The organism is Arsukibacterium sp., from assembly GCF_018402695.1.
GTDB lineage: Bacteria > Pseudomonadota > Gammaproteobacteria > Enterobacterales > Alteromonadaceae > Alishewanella.
In genome coordinates this window covers 421,502-446,501 of sequence record NZ_JAGYIM010000019.1, presented here as the reverse complement: position 1 = coordinate 446,501, position 25,000 = coordinate 421,502, and the positions used below count along the sequence as shown (strand labels likewise).

Here is a 25,000-nt window from a genome sequence, read left to right as displayed (position 1 = left end):
CATGAAAAGAGCCGTTATCACGGGCATGGGTATTGTTTCAAGTATTGGCAATAATCAGGCACAAGTGCTGGATTCATTAAAGGCAGGCCGCTCTGGCATTACTGCTTCAGCGGAGTTTGTTGAATTTGGTTTACGCTCGCAGGTTTGGGGCAATATAAAAATGAATCCGGCTGAACACATTGACCGCAAAGCAATGCGTTTTATGGGCGACGCAGCTGCCTACGCCTATATTGCCATGCAGGAAGCGATGACGGATGCCGGTTTAACTGCTGAGCAAATTTCAGATCCGCGGGTGGGTTTAGTTGTCGGTTCCGGTGGTGCCTCGTCTAAAACCCAGATTGAAGCGGCTGACACCTTGCGTGAAAAAGGTGTGAAACGGGTTGGTCCTTATGCTGTGCCAAAAACCATGTCCAGTACCTGTTCAGCCTGTCTTGCCACTCCGTTCAAGATCAAAGGGGTTAACTACTCGATCAGTTCAGCCTGTGCTACCAGTGCCCATTGTATTGGTCATGCCGTTGAACTTATTCAACTAGGTAAGCAGGATATCGTGTTCGCTGGTGGCGGAGAAGAAGTGCACTGGACGCTGGCAATGGAGTTCGATGCAATGGGCGCATTATCCAGCCGGTATAACGATACGCCTGAACTGGCCTCTCGTACCTATGATGCTGAGCGCGATGGTTTTGTGATTAGTGGCGGTGGCGGTATTGTGGTGGTTGAGGAGCTGGAGCATGCACTGGCCCGGGGCGCCACTATTTATGCTGAAATAGTGGGTTATGGTGCTACGTCTGATGGTTTTGATATGGTGGCGCCAAGTGGTGAAGGGGCGGTACGCTGTATGGAAATGGCCATGCAGGGCGTTTCTGCGCCGGTTGATTATGTCAATACCCACGGTACCAGTACTCCGGTCGGCGATGTTAAAGAGCTGGCGGCTATTCAGCAGGTATTTGCCGGGAAATCACCCGCTATCAGTGCTACCAAAGCGATGACTGGCCATGCGCTCGGAGCTGCTGGCGTACACGAAGCTATTTACTCCCTGTTGATGATGAAGCATAACTTTATTGCGCCATCAATCAATATCAGTGAGCTTGATGAGGCGGCGGCCGGCTTAAATATTGTTCGCCAGGCGCAAGATGCCACGCTGAATACCATTATGTCGAACAGCTTTGGCTTTGGTGGTACTAATGCGACCTTAGTTATGCAGCGCTATCAGCCATAAGTTTTAGCGCAACCTTTATTAAGAAAGCCAGACGAAAAACCGTCTGGCTTTTTGTTTTTTTGTTAGACTGCGCCAAGATTGCGAACCGGCAATGCCTGAAAATTTGCCGGAACAATACTCACTATCAATGAAGAATATATGCTGATGAAAATTTACGCTGATGAAAATATGCCATTGGTGGCGGAGTTTTTCAGTCATTTAGGGCCGGTAACCTTATTTAATGGTCGCACAGTAACACCTGGTGAGCTCGCTGACGCTGAGGTGTTGTTGGTGCGTTCGGTTACGCCGGTTAATCAGGCATTACTGACTGAAAATAAGGCGCTGCGTTTTGTTGGCACCGCCACCATTGGTATGGACCACATCGACCAGTCTTACCTGGCTGGGCGTAATATCAGTTTCTGCTCAGCACCGGGGTGTAATGCGCAATCGGTAGTCGAGTATGTACTGAGTGCGTTGTGGTATCTGGCAGAAAAGTATCAATGGCAACTTAGCAGCAAAACCCTCGGTATTGTCGGGGTCGGCCATATTGGGCAACGTCTGGCAGAGGCTGCGGCGGCGTTAAATATTCAGTTGCTACTATGTGACCCGCCGCGGGCGGCGATTGAAGCTGATTTTACTCATACTTCGTTTACCGAGCTGTGTCGTCAGGCCGATATTATTAGCTTCCACACCCCGATGGTTAAAACCGGGCTGGCGCCAAGCTGGCATTTGTTAAACGCCCAGACGCTGGCGTTGTTAAAACCCGATTGTGCGTTGATTAACGCGTCACGCGGTGCGGTTATTGATAATCAGGCGCTGTTGCAGGCATTGCAACAGCAGCCAAGACCAGTTGTACTGGATGTCTGGGAGCAGGAACCCGACATTCAGCTATCGTTGTTGCCCCATCTGGACATCGCCACGGCGCATATTGCCGGCCATAGCATTGAAGGTAAAGCCCGGGGCACAGCAATGCTGTACCAGCAGCTTTGTCAAATGCTGGGGCAAGCACCTATTATGCAGCTTGCAAATTTACTTGCGACACCTGCAGTGGAAAAAATCCAGATATCTGAAAATTTTGGGCTTCCAGATGTCCAAAATCTGGCAAGGATGTTATATGATGTGCGGCGGGATGATGCGTTATTCCGTTTTCATATTCAACGTGAAGGGTTTGACTGGCTGCGAAAGTCTTATCCGCCGCGACGAGAGTTCGGTTCGGTGCAACTTACTGGCAGTAAGATACCGCTCTGGATGGCGCAGTTAGGCTTTACAGGTTAGCGAAAAGGGGTTTAGGCATGGCATCGCAATACAATGTGGCGATTTTAGGCGCAACCGGTTTGGTTGGGCAACATTTAATAGAAATTCTGGAGCAGCGTGATTTTCCGGTAGCGCAGTTGTTTCCTCTGGCTAGCAGTCGCTCAGCTGGCGGCACTATTACCTTCAAAGGCAAGAAAATAACGGTGCAGGATGCAGATGAATTTGACTGGGGGCAGGCGCAAATTGGCTTATTTTCAGCCGGTGGTAGTGTCTCGGCCATTTATGCACCGAGAGCGGCCGAAGCAGGCTGCGTGGTTATCGATAATACCTCACATTATCGCTACGATGCTGATATTCCGTTGGTGGTGCCAGAAGTAAATGCGTCAGCCATTGCCGATTTTCGTCATCGCAACATTATCGCCAACCCGAACTGCTCGACCATCCAGATGTTGGTGGCATTAAAGCCAATTTACGACGCTGTCGGCATTAGCCGGATCAATGTTGCTACCTATCAGTCGGTCAGTGGCGCCGGGCAATCGGCCTTAGATGCGCTGGCTCAGGAGACCGTGCAATTGATGAATGGCCGGCCGTTGGAAGGCGAAGGTCAGTTCGCCCGCCAGATTGCATTTAATGTTATCCCGCAAATTGATGTATTTCTGGATAATGGTTACACCAAAGAAGAAATGAAAATGCATTGGGAAACCCAGAAAATTTTTGCTGACAGCAGTATTGCTGTAAATGCGACAGCAGTCAGAGTGCCGGTGTTTTACGGCCATGCTGAAGCGGTGCACATCGAAACCCGGATGCCCATTACCGTAGAACAGGCGAAAGCGCTGTTGGCAGACGCGCCAGGCGTAGTCTTGCTGGAGGATAACGCTGATTTCCCGACTCAGGTGTGCAGTGCCACCGGCAAAGATGAGGTATTTGTGGGCCGGGTGCGCCAGGATATCTCTTATGAAAACGGCCTAAACCTTTGGATAGTGGCAGACAATATTCGCAAAGGGGCGGCAACTAACAGCATTCAGATTGCTGAGCACCTTATTCGTGATTATCTGTAACAGGGCAATAGGGTAATAAAAGGCTCCTGAGGGAGCCTTTTTTCCGGATTAGGGTTATGCTGGTAACAAGGTCGTTACTGTTTTATATTTCGCTTGCTAAGGTTTGCTAATGCTTGTTCCAATAATATTGGAACAGTGTTTGCATTAATTTTTGCATTAGTTTTCGCATTGAAACAGTTTAGCGGTAAGTAAGTAGAAATCAGCTTACGTTGCCCGGGTAAGGAAAGGTAATGCCACTTCGTCTCTTGTCTTTTTTATTGGTTGTCAATTTCTCGACGCTGTTGGCGGGCGCAGTGCTGGCTGATGAACCGGTTTCGACGCCGTTGCGTGGCCCGAAAAATACTGATACTGCATTGATGCAGCGCCAATTAGGCCCCCTTAGTGCAACTGATACACTGTGGCGAATTGCTGAGCGGGTTAAGCCTGACGCTGCCGACGTTAGTACTTATCAGGTAATGTATGCAATCTACCTGAAAAATCCTGATTCTTTTATCGATGGCAACCTGAACCACCTGCGGCCGGGCTCTACCTTACAATTACCTAATCTGCGGGAAATCAGGGCAATCGATAATAACGTCGCGCGGGCCAAGTCAGATTCAGATGACAAAGCCTGGGCTGCACGGGCCAAAGCTGCCAGTCAGGGAAGCAACCGGCAAAATGACAATCAGCAAGCCGGCACTCAGCAGGCTGCAACCCCTAACGTCTCTGCTGAGCAGCTTAAAGAACTCACGGAGTTAAAAGATGAGTTCGGTAATTCATTGCTGATGATTGAGGCAATCGCCAGAGAGAATAGTCAACTTAAATCCACGTTGTCACAAGTTCAAACAGAGCTTTTAGCTCTGAAGCAGCAACTGGGCGAAGACAGTGACTTACAACAACAGTTGAATGTCGTGTTGCAGCAACAAGCCAATATTTTGGCCGCACAGCAGGCGCAGGAGCAACAGGCCGCTGAGGCGGCAAAAGCACTGGCAGCCGAACAAGAGCAGAGCGCAGCTTTTCTGAATAACCCGGTAGTGTGGATACTGGCTGCATCAATTCCGGCATTGTTGATTCTTTTAGGCGTAGTGCTGTGGCTGAAACGCCGCGGCCAGCAAACTGAAGCTGCAGTGGCTGCTGCCAACAGTGCCGCAGTGCCGCCAGCTGATTATAAATCCCCGTTGCCGCCGCTTGATGAGAACAATGACTTAGATGACAGCGGGTTATTCGATATTGACGAAAGTCTGTTAGATGATGCATTCGCTGATAATGGCGATTTTGCTGGCACTGAAGTGCTGGATGATAGCCTGCCTGATTTTAATGATGATGCCCTGTTGGATGACGATGCACTGCTGGACGATGATATTCTGTTGGATGATGACAGCTTGCTGGCTGGCGGTGGCCCTGGTTCAGCGACGGCAGACGACGATTTAATGGACGACGTCCTGGGTACGCCAGATGTTGCTGAGCAGCCTGCCAAAACAGAGTTTGATGCCAATAATATTCTGTCCGACAGTGATTTGAATGCGTTACTGTCCGCAGAAGATGATGATGACGCTATTATAGAGCTGGATGATGAGGAGTTTGCCGCCGATCTGCCAGAGTCAGAGCAATTTACTCCTGAGCTGCAGCCCGGTAATGCCACAGACGAGACATCGCTGGCTGAAAACGATGAAGAGATAATTGATTTAGATGAAACTGAGTTGTCATCCGATGTCCAAACTCCGGCTGCTGAGTTTGATACAGCTGTAGAAACCGATGTTGAAGATGATCTGCTGGAAGAAATTGAGCTTGATCTGCCGGATGATCCGCCAGAGACAGCGACGTTGCCGCAGACAGAGCAGGACCAGCAGCCTGACACCGCACTATCAGATGATCCTGATCTGGTAATAGATGACGACGAACACATTCTGGTGGAGACAGACAACAGCAGCGAGGAACTGGTAAGTGAACAGTTTACCACTGACGCCGGTAACGATGAGTTAACCGACAGCCAAATTGCCAGTTTGGTTGAAGATGAGAGCTTTGACCGTACCGAGCTTGATGCGTTTGCTGAGGCGTTAGCGCTGGAAGGGAACGAGCAAGCTAACGCCACAGACACAGCAGCAGAAGATGATGAGGCCTCTGAGTTGTTGAGTGCCGAGCTTGATGAATTGTTGCAGCAGGTTGAAGCCGTTGAGCCCGAACTGACCGATATTAATATTGATGGTGCAGCCAGCAGTGCGGCAGAGAGTGATGAAACGGGTGATGAGCTCGCTGATGATAACGATATCGCCGTCGACAGCGAAGGCCCTGACCTGCAAAGTAGTGAAGATGACTCGGTTACCAAGCCTTCTGAAGCGGCATTATCTGTTGAGAACCCCAGTAAAATGCTGGAGAGTTACCCTGAACTTGAGTTGGGTGACGAAGATTTTAATGATGAAGACGTGGTGCTGGACGACAACGCGGTCAGTGTTGAAATACCTGCGGCCGATCCAGATGCTGACCAAAACCTGGCGAAGCTGGATGACAGCCAGTTCGATAATCTTTTGACTGAACTGGAAGCGATGGCCCAAACCACCGCCAGTGACAGCGAAGAATTAAATCTGGATGTTGATGCAGTATTCAGCCCGGCGCTGGATGAGGAAGAAACAATTGCCTTGTCTGATGCAGACTTTGTGGAAATTGATAATTTACTGGCCAGTAGTGAACAGACGCAGGAAGATGATGGCCGGTTCGAGCAGTTAAATGTTGATGTTGGCCTCGATGAATTCGCTGATGTCATAGGTAACGACAACCCACAGGACGTTGATGCCGAAGACAATGGCTTTGCTGCAAAACTTGACCTGGTGCGGGCTTACATTGAAATAGACGATTTTGATAGTGCCGGACAGATTATCACAGAAGTTCTGGAATCTGACGCGCCCGAGCACGTCAAAACTGAGGCACAAGCCCTGCAAAAGCAAGCTGAATAACGTGTTGGCTTGGCCCAACCGATCATCAGGCTGTTATCCCGGGAACTCTGCGGTATAATCGCGCCGGTTTATCAGAGGGAACCCCATGCGAGTAGCGTTAGGTATTGAGTATGACGGCACTGGTTTCTTTGGTTGGCAGCGCCAGCGTGAAGTAAATAGTGTCCAACAAGAGCTGGAAACAGCGCTGACTAAAGTTGCCAACAGTCCGGTTGAAGTATTTTGTGCCGGCCGCACAGACGCCGGTGTACATGCAACGGGCCAGGTCGTTCATTTTGATACTGACGCATCGCGCGACTGTAAAGCCTGGATAATGGGCACTAACAGTCAGTTACCGGATCAAATAGCAGTGCGCTGGGCAAAGCCGGTAGCCGACGATTTTCATGCTCGTTTTAGTGCTACTGCCCGCCGCTATCGCTATATTATTTATAATCAAAAGTTCAGACCAGCTATATTGCGCTCAGGGCTGAGTCATTATCATCAGCAGCTGGATATCAGTTTGATGCAGCAGGCAGCCCCGGTATTAATTGGCGAACATGATTTCAGTGCATTCAGGGCTATTCAATGTCAGTCAAAAACCCCTTTTCGTAATATTCACCATCTGCAATTAAGCCGGGTAGGCGACTATCTGGTACTGGATATTAAAGCCAATGCTTTTTTGCATCATATGGTGCGTAATATTACCGGCAGCTTGCTGGAAATTGGTATGGGGCGTAAACCTGTTTCATGGCTTGGCGAGTTATTGCAAAGCCGAAATCGCAACCTGGCAGCGGCAACAGCAAAACCTGGCGGCTTGTATCTGGTTGATGTAGATTATCCTGAGCACTATGAAATACCCAAAGCTGCACCGGGTCCATTGTTCTTATAACGGCTGCTAAGACCAGTTTTTTATATTCTGTTTGCTGGTGTTTATGCTTTAATAGCGCCCGTTTAGTTTTATTTCGGCGTTTTTTGACGTATTTTGTCTACTCTTAGGTCTAACGTCTGACACCTTTTAATAGGAATGCATTATGAGTTGGTTAGAAAAAATCCTGCCCAGAACCTCCACCTCGGCGCGTCGTAATATTCCCGAGGGCGTCTGGACCAAATGCAGCGCTTGTGACGCTGTATTATACAAAGCCGATTTGGACCGCAACTTGGGTGTCTGCCCGAAATGTGATCACCATATGCGGGTAAATGCCCGGACCCGGTTAAATCATTTCTTTGACAGCCACTCCACCACAGAACTGGCAGCCGAGCTTGAACCACAGGATTTACTGAAATTTAAAGACAGCAAGCGTTATAAAGACCGGATTACTGCTGCGCAAAAGCAAACAAATGAAAAAGATGCGATGATTGTAATGCATGGTACCCTGCACGGTATGCCAATGGTTGCTGCGTCGTTCGAATTCGAGTTTATGGGCGGTTCAATGGCATCAGTAGTCGGGGCCAAGTTCGTTGCCGGCGTTGAGTATGCGCTGACGCACAAAGTGCCTTTCGTCTGTTTTTCTGCCAGTGGTGGTGCACGGATGCAAGAAGCACTGTTTTCTTTAATGCAGATGGCAAAAACGTCCGCCGCGCTGGCCAAACTCAGTGAGCAGGGCCTGCCTTATATTTCTGTGCTGACCGACCCAACCATGGGTGGGGTATCGGCCAGTTTAGCGATGCTAGGTGATATCAATATAGGAGAACCGAAGGCTCTAATTGGTTTTGCCGGGCCCCGGGTTATAGAGCAGACCGTTCGGGAAAAGCTGCCGGAAGGGTTCCAGCGCAGTGAATTTTTACTGGAGCATGGTGCGATTGATATGATTGTTGACCGCCGGAAAATGCGCGATACAATTGCCCGCCTTGTTGCCAAGTTTATGCAGCTACCCGCGCCGGTATCCGAGCACGACGCTGCTTAGGATTATATGTCAGACATGTTAACGTCAAGCCAATCGTGTCATACTCTGGCCGATTGGCTTTGTTATATTGAGCAAAGCCATCCCATTGATAAAATTGAACTGGGCCTGGACCGGGTTAGCCGGGTTGCTGATCGTGCCGGATTGGCACAGTTGCCCGGTAAAGTTATTCTGATCGCCGGTACGAATGGCAAGGGCTCTACCGCCCGTACTCTGGAGCAATTATTACTGGCTCAGGGATTCCGTGTTGGTGTTTATAGCTCCCCGCATTTATTACGGTTTAACGAGCGACTGCGGCTTAATAACCATGATGCGGACGACGCACTCTGGGTTGACGCCATGGCGGAAGTAGAAGCGTTGCGGGGCGACACACCATTAACCTATTTTGAATTTACGACACTGGCTGCATTCTCAATTCTGAAACGCCAGCCAGTCGACTTTTGTCTGATTGAGGTGGGGCTGGGCGGCAGGTTGGATGCTACGAATATTGTCAGCCCTGATCTTAGTGTGATTACCACCATAGATTTAGACCATCAGGACTGGCTGGGCAACGATCGGGAGACAATCGGCCGTGAAAAGGCAGGGGTGTTCCGGCGGCACAACCCCGTTGTTATCGGTGAATTGTTGCCACCTGAAAGTGTGATGGCCAGAGCAGCTGAGTTAAATTGCCCGGCACTTACGGTAAATCATGATTACTTTTATCAGCAACACGATGATAGCTGGCACTGGCACTGTGGAGCCGTGCTGTATCAGAACCTGCCACTGCCCGCACTACCGGTGCAAAATGTGGCCACCAGCCTGGCGGTGTTGTACCAACTGTCTTTGCTGCCTGACGAGGCTGTGCTTAGACAAGTAATGACTGAACTAAATTTGGCTGGACGGATGCAGTTTTTGCAGCAGCGGCCAGCAATAATAATAGATGTCGCGCATAATCCGCAGTCGACCCGCTACCTGGCAACGAAACTGGCAGAGCTGAAGCCAGGGCACAGCAAAGTGCTTGCTTTAGTGGGCATGTTAAAAGACAAAGACATCGCCCAGGCACTGGCGCCCTTGACCTCTGTAATTGATCAATGGCATCTTAGCAGCCTACCCGGGAGCCGGGGAGCGCCTGCTGCGCAGTTAGTAGCGGCGTTGGCCGGGGCAGATTATCAGCTGTATCAAGACGTGACTTCAGCATTCAGACGGTTATTGTCGACGTTGCAAGATGATGACTTACTGGTTATTTTTGGATCCTTCGTCACGGTGTCAGCAGTACTGGCGAGCTATTATCAGGAGGCAACATGACTGCGGGATTTAAGCACAGATTACTGGGTGCCACTATTTTGATATTAGCCGGTATCATTTTTTTGCCTGATTTACTGGATGGCGAGAAGCAAGTGGTGAAAGACGATTTTAAAGTTATCCCGGACCGCCCGGAATTTCAGGGTGTTCAACAACCAGAACCGTTTGATCAGGCAGAATTTGACAGTGCCAGCAGCAGCGCTGCAGCAAAGCAAGTGAATGAGCAAGCACTAGATGATAATGTGGCTGGCTCAGAGGCCGGTGAGCGCGATGCAGATGACTTACCGTCACAAAACTATGCCCAGGTGACTCTCAATGGTCAAAACCCTGCACAAACCGTTACCCGCCCTGACACTGACGGCGCCACAGCCAATGCTGTTGTCGAAAATGCCTGGGTGGTAAGGGTTGGCAGCTTCAGTAATCCGCAAAATGCCAATGCCCTGGTGGCAAAACTCCGCCAGGAAGGCTATGTCACTTTTACCCGGGATATTACCAACAGCAATGGCCAGAAATTAACCAGTGTATTGGTTGGCCCTGAGCTTAGAAAAGCCCGGCTGGAACAACAAGTTGAGCAATTACAGGAGCTGACCGGAATAGCCCGGCTGGTTGTCAGCCGATATCAGGTTACTGAAAATAATTAGCCAAGCATCAGCCGGTTTGATAGAATGCGCGCCGTCATCAGGCATCCTTTGGTAGCAAATGGTTTGGGTTGATTTTGTTATACTGGCAATTATTGCCTTATCGGCTGTCATCAGTCTGATCCGCGGTTTCGTCAAAGAAGCTATCTCACTGGTAGTGTGGTTTCTGGCCTTTTTTATCGCCAGCCAATATTATCCCAAACTTGCGTCACTTTTTACTAATATCACCGACCCCACAATCCGCAATGCTTCAGCCATCGCTATTTTATTTATCTGTACCCTGATCCTTGGCGCATTAATCAATTTTGTGATTGCTAAGTTAGTGCAGGGCACGGGATTGTCAGGCACTGACCGGGTACTGGGACTGGTGTTTGGTGCCTTGCGGGGCGTATTGGTGGTAAGTGCGGTACTGTTCTTTATGGACGCTTTTACCCCGGCAGCACAAGCGCTATGGTGGCAGCAATCGGTGTTGATCCCAGAATTTGGTTTTATTATCGAATGGTTTTTCGAGTATCTGGAAAACCATTCCAGTTTTATGCAAAAGCCTTAGGGCTGGCGAGGAAATAATCAATGTGTGGTATCGTTGGAATCGTAGGTAAGTATCCGGTCAATCAGGCGCTGTATGATGGTCTGACAGTGTTACAACATCGGGGCCAGGACGCCGCAGGCATTGTTACCGTGGATAACAATACCCTCAGATTACGTAAAGCCAATGGCTTGGTTAAAGATGTGTTCGAAACCCGCCATATGCAGCGGTTGTCGGGTAATATTGGCATTGGTCATGTTCGTTATCCAACAGCCGGCTCATCCAGCACAGCTGAAGCGCAGCCATTTTATGTTAACAGCCCTTTCGGTATTGCCCTGGCGCACAACGGCAATTTAACCAATTCGCACGAGTTAAAAGAAGATATGTTCCGGCTGGCGCGCCGTCATATTAATACCACCTCAGACTCAGAAATTTTACTGAACATTCTGGCGCATGAGCTGCAGGCGAAATCGACCATGCAGTTGGAGCCTGAACAGGTTTTTAATGCGGTTGCCAGTGCCCACCGGAAAATCCGGGGCGGGTATGCGGCGGTGGCACTGATTATTGGCCATGGTTTGGTAGCATTTCGTGACCCTAATGGTATTCGGCCGCTGGTAATGGGTAAACGGGAAACTGCCGCCGGCACCGAATACATGGTGGCATCGGAAAGTGTGGCACTGGATGCTGATGGCTTTACCGTGTTGCGGGATGTGTCACCGGGTGAAGCGGTATATATTACCGAACAGGGTGAGTTATACAGCCAGCAATGTGCTGAAAACCCCAATTATACGCCGTGTATTTTTGAATATGTTTATTTTGCCCGCCCTGATTCCACTATCGATAATATTTCGGTGTATGCGTCAAGAGTGGCGATGGGTAAGGTACTGGGCCAGAAAATTAAACGGGAATGGGCGCATCTGGATATTGATGTAGTTATTCCTATTCCGGAAACCAGTAACGATGCGGCGTTGGAAATTGCCAATGAGCTGCAGCTACCTTTCCGGCAGGGGTTTGTAAAAAACCGCTACATTGGTCGTACTTTTATTATGCCCGGCCAGGTTCAGCGCAAAAAATCTGTTAAGCGTAAACTGAATGCTATCTGGCAGGAGTTTAAGGGTAAGAATGTATTGCTGGTCGATGACTCGATAGTACGAGGCACTACCTCTGGTCAGATTATTGAAATGGCACGCGAAGCTGGGGCGAAAAAAGTTTATTTTGCTTCTGCAGCGCCGGAGATTCGTTTTCCCAACGTGTATGGTATTGATATGCCATCAGCCAATGAATTAATTGCTCACGGCCATGACGTTGAAAGTATTTGCGAAACCATTGGCGCAGATGGTCTTATTTTCCAGTCGCTGCCTGATTTAATCGAAGCAGTACGCTCACAAAACCCCGACATTAAGCGGTTTGAAACCTCGGTATTTGATGGTCACTATGTGACTAATGATATCGATCAGGATTATTTAAACCGCCTGGATCAGACCCGTAGTGATGACGCCAAAGCCCACACTGCAATGTCGATGGCAACAAACCTGGAAACCTATAACGAAGGCTGAGCAACGTTATAGCAGCAGGAATAACGAAATAAAACAGGCGCTCTTGAGCGCCTGTTTTATTAAAAAGCACTAACATTGTCAAATTGTCAGTGGGTGTAGGTTGGACCGAAGCCCGACATCCATAAAATGACGGTTGTTGCCATCAGCACCGCCAGCAAGGTTAAACCGCCGGTAACCACTGAGCTGGCGTAGATAAAGCCGCGCTCTTCCGGGATGTGCATTAAAATGGGTACGCCGACATAAAGTAAATATACTGAATAGGCGAGGCCCACCAGCCCGACACTGACCACGAACCACAATTCCGGATATAGTGCTGCAAATCCCACCATAAATAATGGTGTAGAAGTATATGAGCATAACTCCACGGTCTGGGTATAGGTTGGTTCTGCGCCGAAGGTATGCGCCATCCAGTGTGCCAGCCAGGCCAGCGCAAATACGCCAATGATTAAGCCACAATACATTGCTACAGACATAATTAAGGCGCTTTGCGCGGTCAGTTTAATCGGGTCGCCAACGCCGATGCTCCAGCCCAGATGAACTGCAGAATAATAGGCACAAATGGCTGGGATCAAGGCCACAATCATAATGTGGGCCATGCTGTAACGGAAACTTTCGTGTCTGGCATCAATGGTATGCCACTCTTCTTTCGGGTGGGCATATATGCCCCATAAATGGTTTAGTATCATAATTATTATCCTTATTACTACGCCCCTCATCTCGGGTAACCCTGTTACAAAGCCACCCTTAACTCAGTTATGACTAAAACTTAGCCATTCGTCAAGCAACTTGCACTAATTTTCAACAATGCATGGCGTTAGATCAAACTTGGTGCCGGACAGTCCTTTCGGTATAATGCAGATACTTTTTCAGAGACAGCTCCCACTATGCAACGCAGTGAATGGCAACAACTCCTACAACCTGTCAGCGATTTTTTAGGCTGCGCTACGCCAACCAGCTGGCTGGCGCAGGCGGCACGACCTGAGAGCCTGCCAACCTTGCTGCGGGATCACCTTATCTGTGAATTAAAAGCAGCCCAGAGTGCTATGTACCTGATCCGTCGTTATGCGGTTGATGACAACAGTGGCGACGCGCTGCTGCAATGGTTAAAACCCTTTGAAGACTTTACCTACCGGCAGCAAGGTGACTGGCGGGCGCTGGCCGGGCTGACGCTGAAAAAATCTATGATCCCTAAGGCCAGCAGCCGCTATGCTCAGGATTTAATTGATAAGATGGTGCTGCTGATTAAAGAAGAGTTGCATCATTTTTATCAGGTGCTGGAAGTCATGGAAGCTAATGGTATAACTTACGAAAAAACTACATCAAGCCGCTATGCCAAAGGTTTGCTGCGCCATGTTCGTACATATGAGCCAGCGGCAATGGTGGATAAGCTTATTTGCGGTGCCTATATAGAAGCACGATCGTGCGAACGCTTTGCTAAGTTAGCGCCGTTATTGCCAGAGAAAATTGCAGATTTCTATATTTCTTTATTGCGTTCAGAAGCACGCCACTATCAGGATTACCTAGCATTGGCGCAGCAGGTAACCGAAACTGATATCAGTGAGCGGGTGGTGTTTTTTGGCGAGATAGAAGCCGGGCTTATCTTAACCCCCGATGCGAATTTTAAGTTTCACAGCGGCTGCCCATTAACCATGGTTACTGAGCAGTCAGCGGCGTAAATACCAGGTCCCATCGTTTAGGTGATACCATTAAGTAACTGCTTTGGCTATACCAGTCACCGAGCACATAGCGCTCGCCGGGGGCACCATTAATATCGACCTGATGCACCGCTGGGCGATGGGTATGGCCATGAATCAATTTAGTTACCCCATATTCAGCCATCACTTTCGGCACTTCTGCCGGCGTCACATCCATAATTTGTTTTTGCTGCTGTTGGGCATAACGTGCTTTATTCGCCGCGCTTTTACGACGGGCTTTAGCTGCTATCCACTGACGAAATGACAAAGGCGTTTTTAACAGCAACCACTGCCACCAGGGTTGGTTCCACCATTTACGAAACTTCTGATAAGCAATATCCATGGTACACAGGCTGTCACCGTGCATAATCAGGGTAGGAGTGCCGTATAAATCAATAACCTGCTGTTGCGGTAGTAACTGCATCCCGGCTCGGTTGGCATAACCCTGGCGCAACACAAAGTCACGGTTACCGTGAATAAAATACACCGGTACCTGCTTGCTCAACGTTGCCAGCGCTGCGGCAACGGTATCAAGCAGTGGCTCGGGGTTATCGTCGCCAATCCAGACTTCAAATAGATCGCCGAGAATATACAACGCATCAGCCTGATTAGCTTCGTTGGCAATGAACTGCAGAAAAGCTGCAGTAATGTCAGGCCGATCTGCAGACAAATGCAAATCGGCAATAAACAGCGTATGCGGGTTGTACATCAGCGGTGCTTAAGCAAGCAGCTCGGCTTTTTCTATCACTACCGGCTCTACTGGCACATCGGCATGGCCCGCAAAGCGGCCGGTTTTAACCTGGCGAATTTTATCCACAACATCCATGCCGCTGGTGACTTCACCGAATACACAATAGCCCCAGCCCTGGCCGGATTCTGCGCTGTGATTTAAGAAACTGTTATCAGCAATATTAATAAAGAACTGGCAGGTGGCCGAGTGTGGGTCATTGGTGCGGGCCATCGCAATAGTGCCTTTGCTGTTCGCCACTTTATTATTGGCTTCGTTTTTAATGGGAGCCTTAGTTTCTTTCTGGTCCATATCGGGGGTAAAACCGCCGCCCTGGATCATGAAACCGTCAATGACCCGGTGAAAAATAGTGCCATCAAAAAAGCCGTCTTTGACGTAGCTGATAAAGTTTTCCACGGTAACCGGGGCTTTATCGGCAAACAGGTTAAGGGTGATAACGCCATAATTGGTATGTAAATTAATCATTGAATAGTGTCCTCTGTTTGAATGCGGCCATTGTAACTCAGCCAGGGCATTTCATAAAGCAAGGATAGCGGCTGCCGTTTGCCGGTGGTACACTAGCGGGCTGAATATTATGCCTTTATAACGTCGTTTCTGAGGATCCCAATGTTACAAATCTACAATACCTTAAGCCGTAAAAAAGAAGTGTTTACGCCGATTGAGCCTGGCAAAGTGGGTTTGTATGTTTGTGGTATCACCATTTACGATTATTGCCATGTTGGTCACGCCCGTACCTATGTCGCCTTTGATGTGATTAACCGTTACCTGCGTTTTTCTGGTTATGATGTGACCTACGTCCGAAATATTACTGACGTGGATGACAAAATTATTAAGCGCGCAGCAGAAAATAACGAAAGCTGTGATGCCTTAACCGCACGTTTCACCGAAGCGATGCATGCTGATTTTAACGCCCTGGGTTTATTGCCGGCTGATATTGAGCCAAAAGTTACTACCCATATGGCGGAAATTATTGCGCTGATTGAAACCCTGATAGCCAAAGGCTACGCCTATGTTGCGGCCGATGGCGATGTGTTGTTTGACGTCAGTAAATATGACGCCTATGGCGAGCTAAGCCAGCAAAACCTGGAGATGTTGCAGTCGGGCTCGCGGGTAGAGGTGGCCGACAATAAAGACGATCCGCTGGATTTCGTATTGTGGAAAGGCGCCAAGCCGGGTGAGCCGTTCTGGCAATCCCCCTGGGGTAATGGCCGGCCGGGTTGGCATATTGAATGTTCAGCCATGAGTGCCAAGCATCTGGGTCAGCATTTTGATATTCATGGTGGTGGTTCAGACTTACAGTTTCCGCACCACGAGAACGAAATAGCCCAGTCGACTTGTGCCCATGGCCACAAGTACGTTAATACCTGGATCCACACCGGTATGGTGCAGGTAGATAAAGAAAAAATGTCAAAGTCATTAGGCAATTTCTTTACGGTTAAAGACGTGCTGGCACAATATAACGCTGAGGCCGTGCGCTATTTTTTGTTGTCCAGCCATTATCGTAGCCAGTTAAACTACTCGGCCGAGAATTTAACCCAGGCCCATGCTGCGTTGGGTCGGTTATACACGGCACTGCGTAATGTAACGCCCAGCCACAGTATTGATTTAAACAGCCCGTACATTGTGCGCTTTAAAGCCGCCATGGACGATGACTTCAATACCCCGGAAGCGTTGCCGGTATTGTTTGAACTGGCGCGTGAAGTTAACCGCTTTAAAGAAACTGAACCAGCCAAAGCAGCAGAGTTAGCCGCTTTGCTAACCCTGTTAGCGGGTGCCTTAGGTTTACTGCAAGGCGATGCGGAGCAGTTTTTACAATCAGGTGCATCGGATGATGATGTTGCTGAAATAGAAGCACTGATTGCCAAACGTAACAGCGCCCGCGCTAATAAAGACTGGGCCGCAGCAGACGCCGCCCGGGATGCGTTAACGGCAAAAGGTATTATCGTAGAAGATAAAAACGGTGTTACCAGCTGGCGTAAAGGTTGATTACGTGACCGTGATGAAAAACCGCCTGTTGGCGGTTTTTTTAATACTTTAATTTACCATTGCCACTAAGTCTGAGGAATAAACTTAGATAACACTGCTTGATGTTGCTGGGCCCACAAGCTTATTGCCCGGCTGTTATCAGTGGTTACTTGCTCAATAAAAGCGCTGGATAATGCCTGGGTGGCGGCTTTGATCACCTGCTGCTGTGGCTTAGTATCTTTACCGCCACGCCAGCCTGAAAAAATATTGTGGCTACCTGAGCTAAACACCGCCAGCACTTTGTAGCTGCTGGCCATGGCGTTATACAATTCATACCTGTCTTGTGGTGACGAATAATAACCCGGCACCCGAATTTCATCTTCGGTGGTAGTGATATGCAAAGTGGGAATGTTCACGTCAGCCAGCACTTTATCCAGCGGTTGATCATTATAAAAAGGCGGGGCTGAAATTAAAATAGCCGCCTTGATACGATCATCTTTCAGGCTGACCAGGCTGCCGTTTTGCTCAACTTGTGCTCCGCTTAATAACATTGAGGTATTCGCACCATACGAGTGGCCGGCCATCACAATATTCTGGTTATCAAAATCAGCGGCATGGTCAGACGCTAATATCTGGTCTAAAGCAAACTTCACATCCTGAACTCTCGCTAAGGCTTCTGTTGTACCTGCCGCGTCTCTTAATCGAAAAGCTAGCGTTAGTCTGCTTCCCCGCCAGACTTTTCGGTCACTGCCGTCATGCTGCAAATGTAAGCTGGCATAGCCCTGACTGGCCCAATACTGACCGAGATAGGCGTAACGCTCTTTCGAACCGCCTAAGCCATGAGAAAACACAATTAATGCTTTGGCTTTTTGCTGACGAGCGGGTTTAAACAACAAAGCCGGCACAACCCGATCTCTGCTTTGATCCAGCCAGTCAAAACTAATTTCTTCAATATTAAGCCACAAGCGTTCAGCGACTTCAGCCGAATATTTTACAGAGGGCAAATTCAGTTGCTGTTGCCAGACAACATTATCTGGTGCCGGTTTTTGGGCGCATCCGCTTAAAGATATCAGCAAAGCAGCAATAAATGCGGCGGCGCTGCATGCTTTAATCATGATTTGAGATCGCATAAAAGTCCTCTTTGCTGAAACCAACACATTTAGTACGCTGCAAAGTAGTTTAGAGTTTGGTTGGGTCGGTACACGCTAACAGTAGCCAGATAAACAGTAAAAACAAAAAAACGCTAAGAAGCGGTATGGCGTCGGGTAATGACAGGTTTAGGCAGGAAAAAGCAGATTTAACGGGGCGAGGGCAGCGGCTACTGCAATTGCAACTGCCGCTGCCGGTACTACCTAGTGCTTATCGTGATAAAGCTCGCAGGCTTCCAGGGTGTTTTCAATTAAACTGGCGACGGTCATTGGGCCTACGCCGCCGGGTACCGGGGTAATGTAGCGGGCGTGTTTAACGGCAGTGCCGTATTCCACGTCACCGACCAGCTTGCCGCTATCCAACCGGTTAATGCCGACATCGATAACCAGTGCACCGGGTTTTACCCAGTCACCCGGGATAAACTCCGGCCGGCCTACGGCGACCACCAGTAAATCGGCACGGCGTACCTGGGCTTCTAGATTTTTAGTGAATTTATGACACACGGTGGTAGTGCAACCGGCCAGTAACAGTTCCAGCGCCATCGGCCGGCCAACGATATTTGATGCGCCAACTACTACTGCATCCATACCTTTTACATTAACCCCGGTGCTTTGCAGCAGAGTCATAATGCCTTTAGGCGTGCAGGAGCGCAGTGCGGGCATGCGCTGAGCTAAACGGCCAATATTGTACGGGTGGAAGCCGTCCACGTCTTTATGGGGGGCAATCCGCTCTAAAATGGCGGAAGAATCTAAGCCCGCCGGCAAAGGTAGTTGCACCAGAATGCCATCGACTGTGTTGTCGTTGTTAAGTTTATCTATTAAGTCAGTCAGTTGCTGTTCTGTCGTGTCTGAGGGTAAATCGTATGAGACCGAGTGAAAGCCCACTTCTTCACAAGCTTTGCGTTTACTGCCAACATAAACCTGGGACGCAGGGTCAACACCCACCAGCACGACGGCTAAACCCGGTGCTCTTTTTCCTGCCTTTACCCGTGCTCTTACCTGAGCAGCAACTTTATCTTTAGTTGCCTGAGCTACTGCTTTGCCGTCTATAATTTGTGCTGTCATGCTGCTGGGATCTCTGTCACGTTTTAATGTCGCTATTTTCGCACAGCAGGCGTCAGAACTCCATCCTGAGCTGTTAATCGCAATAAAGGTTCAAATAATCAGCAATCGACTGATTATTGCAAAAAAACGTTTGACGCCTCAGGTGGCGAGCGTTAATATTCCGCCCCGTTGCAGCAGTGCAGCAAAGTCGGTGATTGGCGCAGCTTGGTAGCGCACTTGGTTTGGGTCCAAGGGGTCGCAGGTTCAAATCCTGCATCACCGACCAATTTTAAAAGGTCAGGTATACACGTGGTTTGGGTACTCTTAATCCACGGGTCGCAGGTTCAAATCCTGCATCACCGACCAATAAGTTTACAGCTTGGTAGGGTTTAGATTGTGCGCCCGTAGCTCAGCTGGATAGAGCAACGCCCTTCTAAGGCGTGGGTCATAGGTTCGAATCCTATCGGGCGCGCCATAACAAGCGCAAGACAGTTTCAGTGGTGGTTGTAGCTCAGTTGGTAGAGCCCCGGATTGTGATTCCGGTTGTCGTGGGTTCGAACCCCATCATCCACCCCATCTTTTCCCTGAGTTTTTATTGTCGGTGATTGGCGCAGCTTGGTAGCGCACTTGGTTTGGGTCCAAGGGGTCGCAGGTTCAAATCCTGCATCACCGACCATTCTCCCTGAATTTTAAATAGCGCACTTGGTTTGGGTATTCTTAATCCCATGGGTCGCAGGTTCAAATCCTGCATCACCGACCATTCTCCCTGAATTTTAAATAGCGCACTTGGTTTGGGTATTCTTAATCCCACGGGTCGCAGGTTCAAATCCTGCATCACCGACCATTCTCCCTGAATTTTAAATAGCGCACTTGGTTTGGGTATTCTTAATCCCATGGGTCGCAGGTTCAAATCCTGCATCACCGACCATTCTCCCTGAATTTTCGAATAGCGCACTTGGTTTGGGTATTCTTAATCCCACGGGTCGCAGGTTCAAATCCTGCATCACCGACCATTCTCCCTGAAGTTTTAATTCAGGCACCTTTTGGGTGTTTTTCTGCTTGAATTTCTTCATTTCTTAATATTATCTCGCTTATATCAAGTATTCATCAAATCTATAATGGGTTGCGTTATGCACTCATTGGTGTTGCTGTATAAACCTAAAAGATATTGGCTAAAACTGTAATTTAATTACAGTTTTACTGGTTGAAAAGTAACCAGAAGCTTGGCTGCATTTGGCATTTTTAATGCTAAATTAATGAATATTAATGCTTATTTCTGTTGTAAAACCACTTCTCCTGCTATAGCAGCGGTGGTACCAGGGTGGCCTTTTTGCTATACTGCCGGCGGTCAAAATAACGGAGGAGTTATGATAAACCCAAGCTGGCGTCGGGTCGTATTGAAGGTGGGCAGTGCCCTGATTGCGCCAGATAACGAAGGATGTAGCGAACAGTATTTACGTCCAATCGCTGAATTTATCCACCAATGCAGACAACAAGGTCGCGAAGTTATCTTAGTGTCTTCTGGTAGTGTAGCGGCAGGCCGTCATCACTTTAATTTTTCGCATCAACGGGTGCCAATTGCGTTGAAACGCGCTATGGCAGCGGTGGGGCAAAACCAGATGATGAACTTCTGGACAAATTGTTTTGATTTTCCCTGTGCGCAGGTTCTTCTGACACACGGCGACTTAAGTGACCGGGTGCGTCACGTTAATATCCAAAACACGTTAAGACGGTTGCTTGACCATCAGGTGCTGCCGATCGTTAACGAGAACGATACTATTGCCACTGATGAACTTAAAGTCGGCGATAATGACAATCTGGCAGCGATGGTCGCGACGGTGGTTAATGCCGATGCCCTGATTATTTGTTCAGACGTGAAAGGCTTATATACCGCTGATCCAAGTAAAGACCCGATGGCGACGCTGATCCCGGAAGTTAGTAAGATTGACGCGGCAATTTACAGTCTTGCTGGCGGTGCCGCATCGGCAGTAGGCACAGGCGGTATGCGTACTAAAGTTGAAGCAGCTGAAAAGGCGACCGCTCAGGGCATCGATACCCTGATTGTGGATGGCCATCAGCAGGCTACATTTGAGTGTCTTTTAGCGGGTGAGAATCCTGGCACGGTATTCTTTGGCCAGCACAAACCGTTACCGGCTAAAAAACATTGGGTACGCCACACGTTGCGGGCCAAAGGTGAAATCTGGGTTGATGATGGCTGTATTGAAGCTTTGAGTCAGCATGGTGCATCTTTGTTAAGCAGTGGCATAGTTCAGATAAAGGGTGAGTTTGATTCAGGCGACGCGGTCATTATTCGCTGTGCCAAAGGCACACGTCGAATCGCCAAGGGCGTTAGCCGCTTCAGTGCTACGGAGTTATTTTCGATTAAAGGCCAGCAAAGCCGGGACATTCCAAAATGTCTGGGTTATTGCCCGGCTGGCAGTGATGCTGTAATCCACCGTAGTGAAATGATGTTATTGGAGAAATTATGATTTCTGATGTTGCAGCCACGCTGGCTGCCCAGGCAGCCAAAGCTGCCAAAGCTGTTGCTGTATTATCTACAGAACAAAAAAACTTCGTATTACAAAGCTTTGCTAACCGCATTCGTGAAGCCACAGGGGCTATTATTGCGGCTAACAAAGACGAAGTCGCGCAGGCTGGTAGCAATGGTACCAGCCCGGCGATGATCGACCGGCTTACTCTTAATCCCGAGCGGATTGAAGCCATGGCCCAGGCGATTGAGCAAATTATTCAGTTACCGGACCCGGTTGGTTTAACGCGGCAGATCGAGCAGCGTCCAAACGGAATAAATATCGCAAAAACCCGGATCCCGCTTGGCGTGATTTGCATGATCTATGAAGCAAGGCCCAATGTGACAGCTGACGCCGGTGCACTATGTTTTAAGTCTGGCAATGCCGTTATTTTACGCTGTGGCCGGGAAGCGATTAATACCAGTCTGGCAATAGCCACTGCCATGCGCCAGGCGTTGCGCGACCACGATTTACCAGAAGAAGTTATTACCATAGTGCCAGATCCGGACCGGGATTTATTGCTGGCTTTGTTAAAGCAAGACCAGTTTGTTGACCTGGTTATTCCACGCGGTGGTGAAGGTCTTATTCGTTTTGTGACAGAACATAGCCGCATTCCGGTTATTCAGCACTTTAAAGGGGTTTGCCATCTGTACGTTGACCAGACAGCCGATTTAACGATGGCGCTGAATTTACTGATAAACGGTAAGGTGCAGCGGCCTGGCGTTTGTAATGCGCTGGAAGGCCTGTTGGTTAATAAGCATCAGGCAGCAGATTTTTTGCCGATGGTAGCCAAAGCATTGGCCGAACATCAGGTGAAAGTGCATGCCTGTAACCAAAGTATCAGCTACTTCAGTGGTGCCTCGCCAATAGCTGATGATGAATTTGGCCAGGAATATCTGGCTCCTGAAATCGCTATCAGGCTCGTGGCGGATATGGATGAAGCGATTGATCATATTGACCGGTTTGGCAGCCAGCATACCGAAGTTATCTGCACCGCTGACCAAGCCAATGCCGATCGTTTTATTAGGACAGTAGATACAGCGGTAGTAATGCACAATACGTCATCACGCTTCTCCGATGGTGGCGAGTTGGGTTTAGGAGCTGAAATTGGCATATCAACCAGCAAGCTGCATGCCTATGGCCCAATGGGACTGGAAGCGCTGACCACAGAGAAATATGTAGTAACCGGCAACGGCCAGATCCGTAACTGATAATGTTAGTTGCTTACCGTTGACAAAACTGGCTGAGTTATATCGTAAGTAGCCAGCTAACTTATTGAACAGGCTTAGCTTTACAGGGTTAAGTCTGTTTTTTATTTTTTGTCAAGATAAACGGTGAAAACAAGCAGGGCTAAAGGCTCGACTATGGAGATTTAGCCCGCTATAATGCCGCGTCCAATTTTATAACAGGTCAGGTTCAGCTTAAGTTTTTCGAGTCCAGACCATACAAGCACGGCGTAATTCAGACGCCTGATTTTGATTTCGAGGTAGCAAGATGCAAGTTTCTGTGGAAACCACCCAGGGTTTAGAACGCCGTTTAACTATTACTGTACCGGCTGACAAAATTGATTCAGAAGTAAAAAACCGTTTACGTGATCTGGCCAAGCGTCAGCGTATCGATGGTTTCCGTCCGGGTAAAGCGCCGGTATCAATCATTCAGAAACGTTTCGGCCAAGCCGTGTTGCAGGAAGTGGCATCAGAGCAAATGCAACGTTCATTTTACGAAGCTGTTATTGAGAACAAATTAACACCTGCTGGGGCGCCTACTTTCGCGCCTGGTACCTTAGCCGCTGGCAAAGATTTAGAGTTCGCGGCAACCTTCGAAGTGTATCCGGAAGTAACAGTAGCGAACCTCGATAAAATTGAAGTCAATAAACCCGTTGTTGAGATCAGCGACGAAGATCTGGCAAAAATGCTGGAAACATTGCGCAAACAACATGCCAAATGGCAGGCTAAGAAAGGCGCTGCTGCCACAGGCGACCGGGTGACGATGGACTTTGTCGGATCTATTGATGGTGAAGAGTTCGAAGGCGGTAAAGCCAGTGATTTCCAGCTGGAATTAGGCGCGGGCCGGATGATCCCAGGCTTTGAAGATGGCGTAATCGGCAAGAAGGCCGGCCAGAAAGCAACTGTCGACGTTACTTTCCCGGAAGATTACCATGCTGAAAACCTGAAAGGTAAAGCGGCTAGCTTTGCGGTAACGGTGAATACTGTAGAAGAGCAGGTGTTACCGGAATTAAATGACGAGTTTGCTACCCTGTTTGGTTTAGCTGAAGCCAGTGTTGATGCGCTTAAAACTGAGGTGCGGAAAAACATGGAGCGTGAGCTGAAGCAAACCATTAAAGGCAAAGTAAAAGAGCAGGTAATTAAAGGCTTGCTGGCAAATAACGAAGTGGAAGTACCACAGTCGTTAATTGGCGGTGAAGTTGAAGTATTGCGCAAGCAAGCGTTACAGCGTTTTGGTAACAATGTTGATCCTAAGCAATTACCTGAGTTACCGGCTTCTTTGTTTGAAGAACAGGCAAAAGACCGGGTAAAAGTAGGTTTGTTACTGGGCGAAGTTATTAAAACCAATGAGCTGAAAGTAGATAATGCCAAAGTCGAAGAATTGATCGCTAACGTCGCATCAGCGTATGAAGATCCGGCTGAAGTGGTGCAGTATTACCATAGCAATAATGAATTAATGCAAAGCATGCGCAATGTTGCGTTAGAAGAGCAGGCAATTGAATTAATTCTGGCGAAAGCCAAGGTCAATGAACAAGCTGCTGCCTTTGACGAGATAATGAACCCGCAAGCCACTAACTAAGATTGACTTATCGTGGTATGACGGTTTTAATGGCTCGAACAGTAGTTCGGGCCATTTTATTTTCCGGCCGCGCTTTTATTTTCCGGCAAAACGATACCGTGTTTATTTTAAGGGAACCCATTTATGCCAATGTCACGCGATATGACTGACATCATGAACGCTTTAGTACCTATGGTTGTTGAGCAAACCGCCAAAGGTGAACGCTCTTATGACATTTTTTCCCGGTTGTTAAAAGAGCGGGTAATTTTCTTAACCGGTCAGGTTGAAGATCACATGGCTAACCTGATCGTGGCCCAGTTGTTGTTTCTTGAATCGGAAAATCCGGAAAAAGATATCTACATATATATCAACTCGCCAGGTGGTTCTGTTACAGCGGGCTTATCAATTTACGACACTATGCGCTATATTAAACCTGATATCGCTACGGTGTGCGTTGGCCAGGCAGCCAGTATGGGGGCATTTTTGTTATCAGGCGGAACCAAAGGCAAGCGCTATTGTTTACCGAACGCCAGAGTGATGATCCATCAGCCGTTAGGCGGGTTTCAGGGCCAGGCAACTGATTTTGAAATACATGCCCGCGAAATCCTCGGCATAAAAGAAAAGTTAAACCGCCTTATGGCTGATCATACCGGTAAAACGTACGAAGAAATTGTTAATGATACTGAACGTGACCGTTTCTTAAGTGCGCAGCAGGCCTTGGATTATGGTCTGATTGATACCATATTGAGTAAAAGAGAAGCGAAGTAATTAAAG

General features: G+C 48.6%; 21 protein-coding genes and 4 tRNA genes. 20 read left to right on the top strand and 5 right to left on the bottom strand.

The genetic code is table 11. The annotated features are described in order from the left end of the window. Window position 1: 1 nt before the first annotated feature. The 10 genes from fabB (at window position 2) to purF (ending at window position 12,315) form a co-directional block, all read left to right on the top strand. Window positions 2-1,216, top strand: coding sequence for a beta-ketoacyl-ACP synthase I (gene fabB, locus KG631_RS13595; protein ID WP_214000229.1), 1,215 nt, complete (start codon window positions 2-4; stop codon window positions 1,214-1,216). 138 nt (window positions 1,217-1,354) lie between these two features. Then, window positions 1,355-2,470, top strand: a complete 1,116-nt coding sequence (locus KG631_RS13590) for a 4-phosphoerythronate dehydrogenase (RefSeq protein WP_214000228.1) — start codon at window positions 1,355-1,357, stop codon at window positions 2,468-2,470. A gap of 17 nt (window positions 2,471-2,487) precedes the next feature. Further along, entirely contained in the window at window positions 2,488-3,507 is a 1,020-nt protein-coding gene (locus KG631_RS13585) for an aspartate-semialdehyde dehydrogenase (protein ID WP_214000227.1), read from the top strand. Between the two features lie 230 nt (window positions 3,508-3,737). Beyond that, window positions 3,738-6,437: a FimV/HubP family polar landmark protein gene (locus tag KG631_RS13580; protein ID WP_214000226.1), complete on the top strand. Its 2,700-nt coding sequence runs from the start codon at window positions 3,738-3,740 to the stop codon at window positions 6,435-6,437. 85 nt (window positions 6,438-6,522) lie between these two features. Further along, the gene (truA, locus tag KG631_RS13575) at window positions 6,523-7,302 is read left to right on the top strand and encodes a tRNA pseudouridine(38-40) synthase TruA (RefSeq protein ID WP_214000225.1); all 780 of its coding nucleotides are present in this window, start codon (window positions 6,523-6,525) and stop codon (window positions 7,300-7,302) included. Between the two features lie 142 nt (window positions 7,303-7,444). Beyond that, complete coding sequence (accD, locus tag KG631_RS13570; protein WP_019674820.1) at window positions 7,445-8,317, top strand: acetyl-CoA carboxylase, carboxyltransferase subunit beta; 873 nt, start codon at window positions 7,445-7,447, stop codon at window positions 8,315-8,317. A gap of 6 nt (window positions 8,318-8,323) precedes the next feature. Next, window positions 8,324-9,598: a bifunctional tetrahydrofolate synthase/dihydrofolate synthase gene (gene folC, locus KG631_RS13565; protein ID WP_214000224.1), complete on the top strand. Its 1,275-nt coding sequence runs from the start codon at window positions 8,324-8,326 to the stop codon at window positions 9,596-9,598. Beyond that, window positions 9,595-10,236 (top strand): SPOR domain-containing protein, encoded by a 642-nt coding sequence (locus KG631_RS13560; RefSeq protein WP_214000223.1) that lies wholly within the window; start codon window positions 9,595-9,597, stop codon window positions 10,234-10,236. The genes folC and KG631_RS13560 overlap by 4 nt, the downstream gene beginning before the upstream one ends. Before the next feature lie 58 nt (window positions 10,237-10,294). Beyond that, window positions 10,295-10,783, top strand: a complete 489-nt coding sequence (locus KG631_RS13555) for a CvpA family protein (protein ID WP_097112076.1) — start codon at window positions 10,295-10,297, stop codon at window positions 10,781-10,783. 20 nt (window positions 10,784-10,803) lie between these two features. Beyond that, window positions 10,804-12,315, top strand: coding sequence for an amidophosphoribosyltransferase (purF, locus tag KG631_RS13550; RefSeq protein ID WP_214000222.1), 1,512 nt, complete (start codon window positions 10,804-10,806; stop codon window positions 12,313-12,315). Window positions 12,316-12,401: 86 nt separating this feature from the next. Here purF and KG631_RS13545 read toward each other — a convergent pair whose 3' ends face one another. Continuing rightward, on the bottom strand, window positions 12,402-13,001 hold the full coding sequence (locus tag KG631_RS13545; RefSeq protein WP_214000221.1) for a Yip1 family protein: 600 nt from the start codon (window positions 12,999-13,001) through the stop codon (window positions 12,402-12,404). Window positions 13,002-13,199: 198 nt separating this feature from the next. On the opposite strand from KG631_RS13545, the gene miaE reads away from it, so the two are divergent. Beyond that, window positions 13,200-13,991 carry a tRNA isopentenyl-2-thiomethyl-A-37 hydroxylase MiaE gene (miaE, locus tag KG631_RS13540; RefSeq protein WP_214000220.1) on the top strand — a complete coding sequence of 264 codons (792 nt, stop codon included), beginning with the start codon at window positions 13,200-13,202 and terminating at the stop codon, window positions 13,989-13,991. On the opposite strand, the gene KG631_RS13535 is transcribed toward miaE, so the two are convergent. Then, window positions 13,969-14,718 carry a UDP-2,3-diacylglucosamine diphosphatase gene (locus tag KG631_RS13535; protein ID WP_214000219.1) on the bottom strand — a complete coding sequence of 250 codons (750 nt, stop codon included), beginning with the start codon at window positions 14,716-14,718 and terminating at the stop codon, window positions 13,969-13,971. The genes miaE and KG631_RS13535 overlap by 23 nt on opposite strands. A gap of 9 nt (window positions 14,719-14,727) precedes the next feature. After that, window positions 14,728-15,222 carry a peptidylprolyl isomerase gene (locus tag KG631_RS13530; RefSeq protein WP_214000218.1) on the bottom strand — a complete coding sequence of 165 codons (495 nt, stop codon included), beginning with the start codon at window positions 15,220-15,222 and terminating at the stop codon, window positions 14,728-14,730. A gap of 141 nt (window positions 15,223-15,363) precedes the next feature. Between KG631_RS13530 and cysS the strand changes: the two genes are divergently transcribed. After that, window positions 15,364-16,743: a cysteine--tRNA ligase gene (gene cysS / locus KG631_RS13525; protein WP_214000217.1), complete on the top strand. Its 1,380-nt coding sequence runs from the start codon at window positions 15,364-15,366 to the stop codon at window positions 16,741-16,743. A gap of 65 nt (window positions 16,744-16,808) precedes the next feature. Here cysS and KG631_RS13520 read toward each other — a convergent pair whose 3' ends face one another. Continuing rightward, the gene (locus tag KG631_RS13520) at window positions 16,809-17,852 is read right to left on the bottom strand and encodes an alpha/beta fold hydrolase (protein ID WP_214000216.1); all 1,044 of its coding nucleotides are present in this window, start codon (window positions 17,850-17,852) and stop codon (window positions 16,809-16,811) included. Between the two features lie 222 nt (window positions 17,853-18,074). Beyond that, window positions 18,075-18,935 (bottom strand): bifunctional methylenetetrahydrofolate dehydrogenase/methenyltetrahydrofolate cyclohydrolase FolD, encoded by an 861-nt coding sequence (folD, locus tag KG631_RS13515; protein WP_214000215.1) that lies wholly within the window; start codon window positions 18,933-18,935, stop codon window positions 18,075-18,077. A gap of 188 nt (window positions 18,936-19,123) precedes the next feature. Here folD and KG631_RS13510 point away from each other — a divergent pair. The 8 genes from KG631_RS13510 to clpP all read left to right on the top strand — a co-directional run bounded on the left by KG631_RS13510 (window position 19,124) and on the right by clpP (window position 24,994). Further along, window positions 19,124-19,200: transfer RNA gene (locus KG631_RS13510), tRNA-Pro, on the top strand. 112 nt (window positions 19,201-19,312) lie between these two features. After that, window positions 19,313-19,389 (top strand) — tRNA-Arg (locus tag KG631_RS13505). Between the two features lie 25 nt (window positions 19,390-19,414). Continuing rightward, window positions 19,415-19,490: transfer RNA gene (locus KG631_RS13500), tRNA-His, on the top strand. Between the two features lie 23 nt (window positions 19,491-19,513). After that, window positions 19,514-19,590: transfer RNA gene (locus KG631_RS13495), tRNA-Pro, on the top strand. Window positions 19,591-20,281: 691 nt separating this feature from the next. Next, window positions 20,282-21,403: a glutamate 5-kinase gene (proB, locus tag KG631_RS13490; protein WP_214000214.1), complete on the top strand. Its 1,122-nt coding sequence runs from the start codon at window positions 20,282-20,284 to the stop codon at window positions 21,401-21,403. Next, window positions 21,400-22,653, top strand: coding sequence for a glutamate-5-semialdehyde dehydrogenase (locus tag KG631_RS13485; protein ID WP_214000213.1), 1,254 nt, complete (start codon window positions 21,400-21,402; stop codon window positions 22,651-22,653). Before proB ends, KG631_RS13485 begins: the two co-directional genes overlap by 4 nt. A gap of 283 nt (window positions 22,654-22,936) precedes the next feature. Then, window positions 22,937-24,247 (top strand): trigger factor, encoded by a 1,311-nt coding sequence (gene tig, locus KG631_RS13480; RefSeq protein WP_214000212.1) that lies wholly within the window; start codon window positions 22,937-22,939, stop codon window positions 24,245-24,247. Window positions 24,248-24,388: 141 nt separating this feature from the next. Then, window positions 24,389-24,994 carry an ATP-dependent Clp endopeptidase proteolytic subunit ClpP gene (clpP, locus tag KG631_RS13475; protein ID WP_214000390.1) on the top strand — a complete coding sequence of 202 codons (606 nt, stop codon included), beginning with the start codon at window positions 24,389-24,391 and terminating at the stop codon, window positions 24,992-24,994. Window positions 24,995-25,000 lie beyond the last annotated feature (6 nt).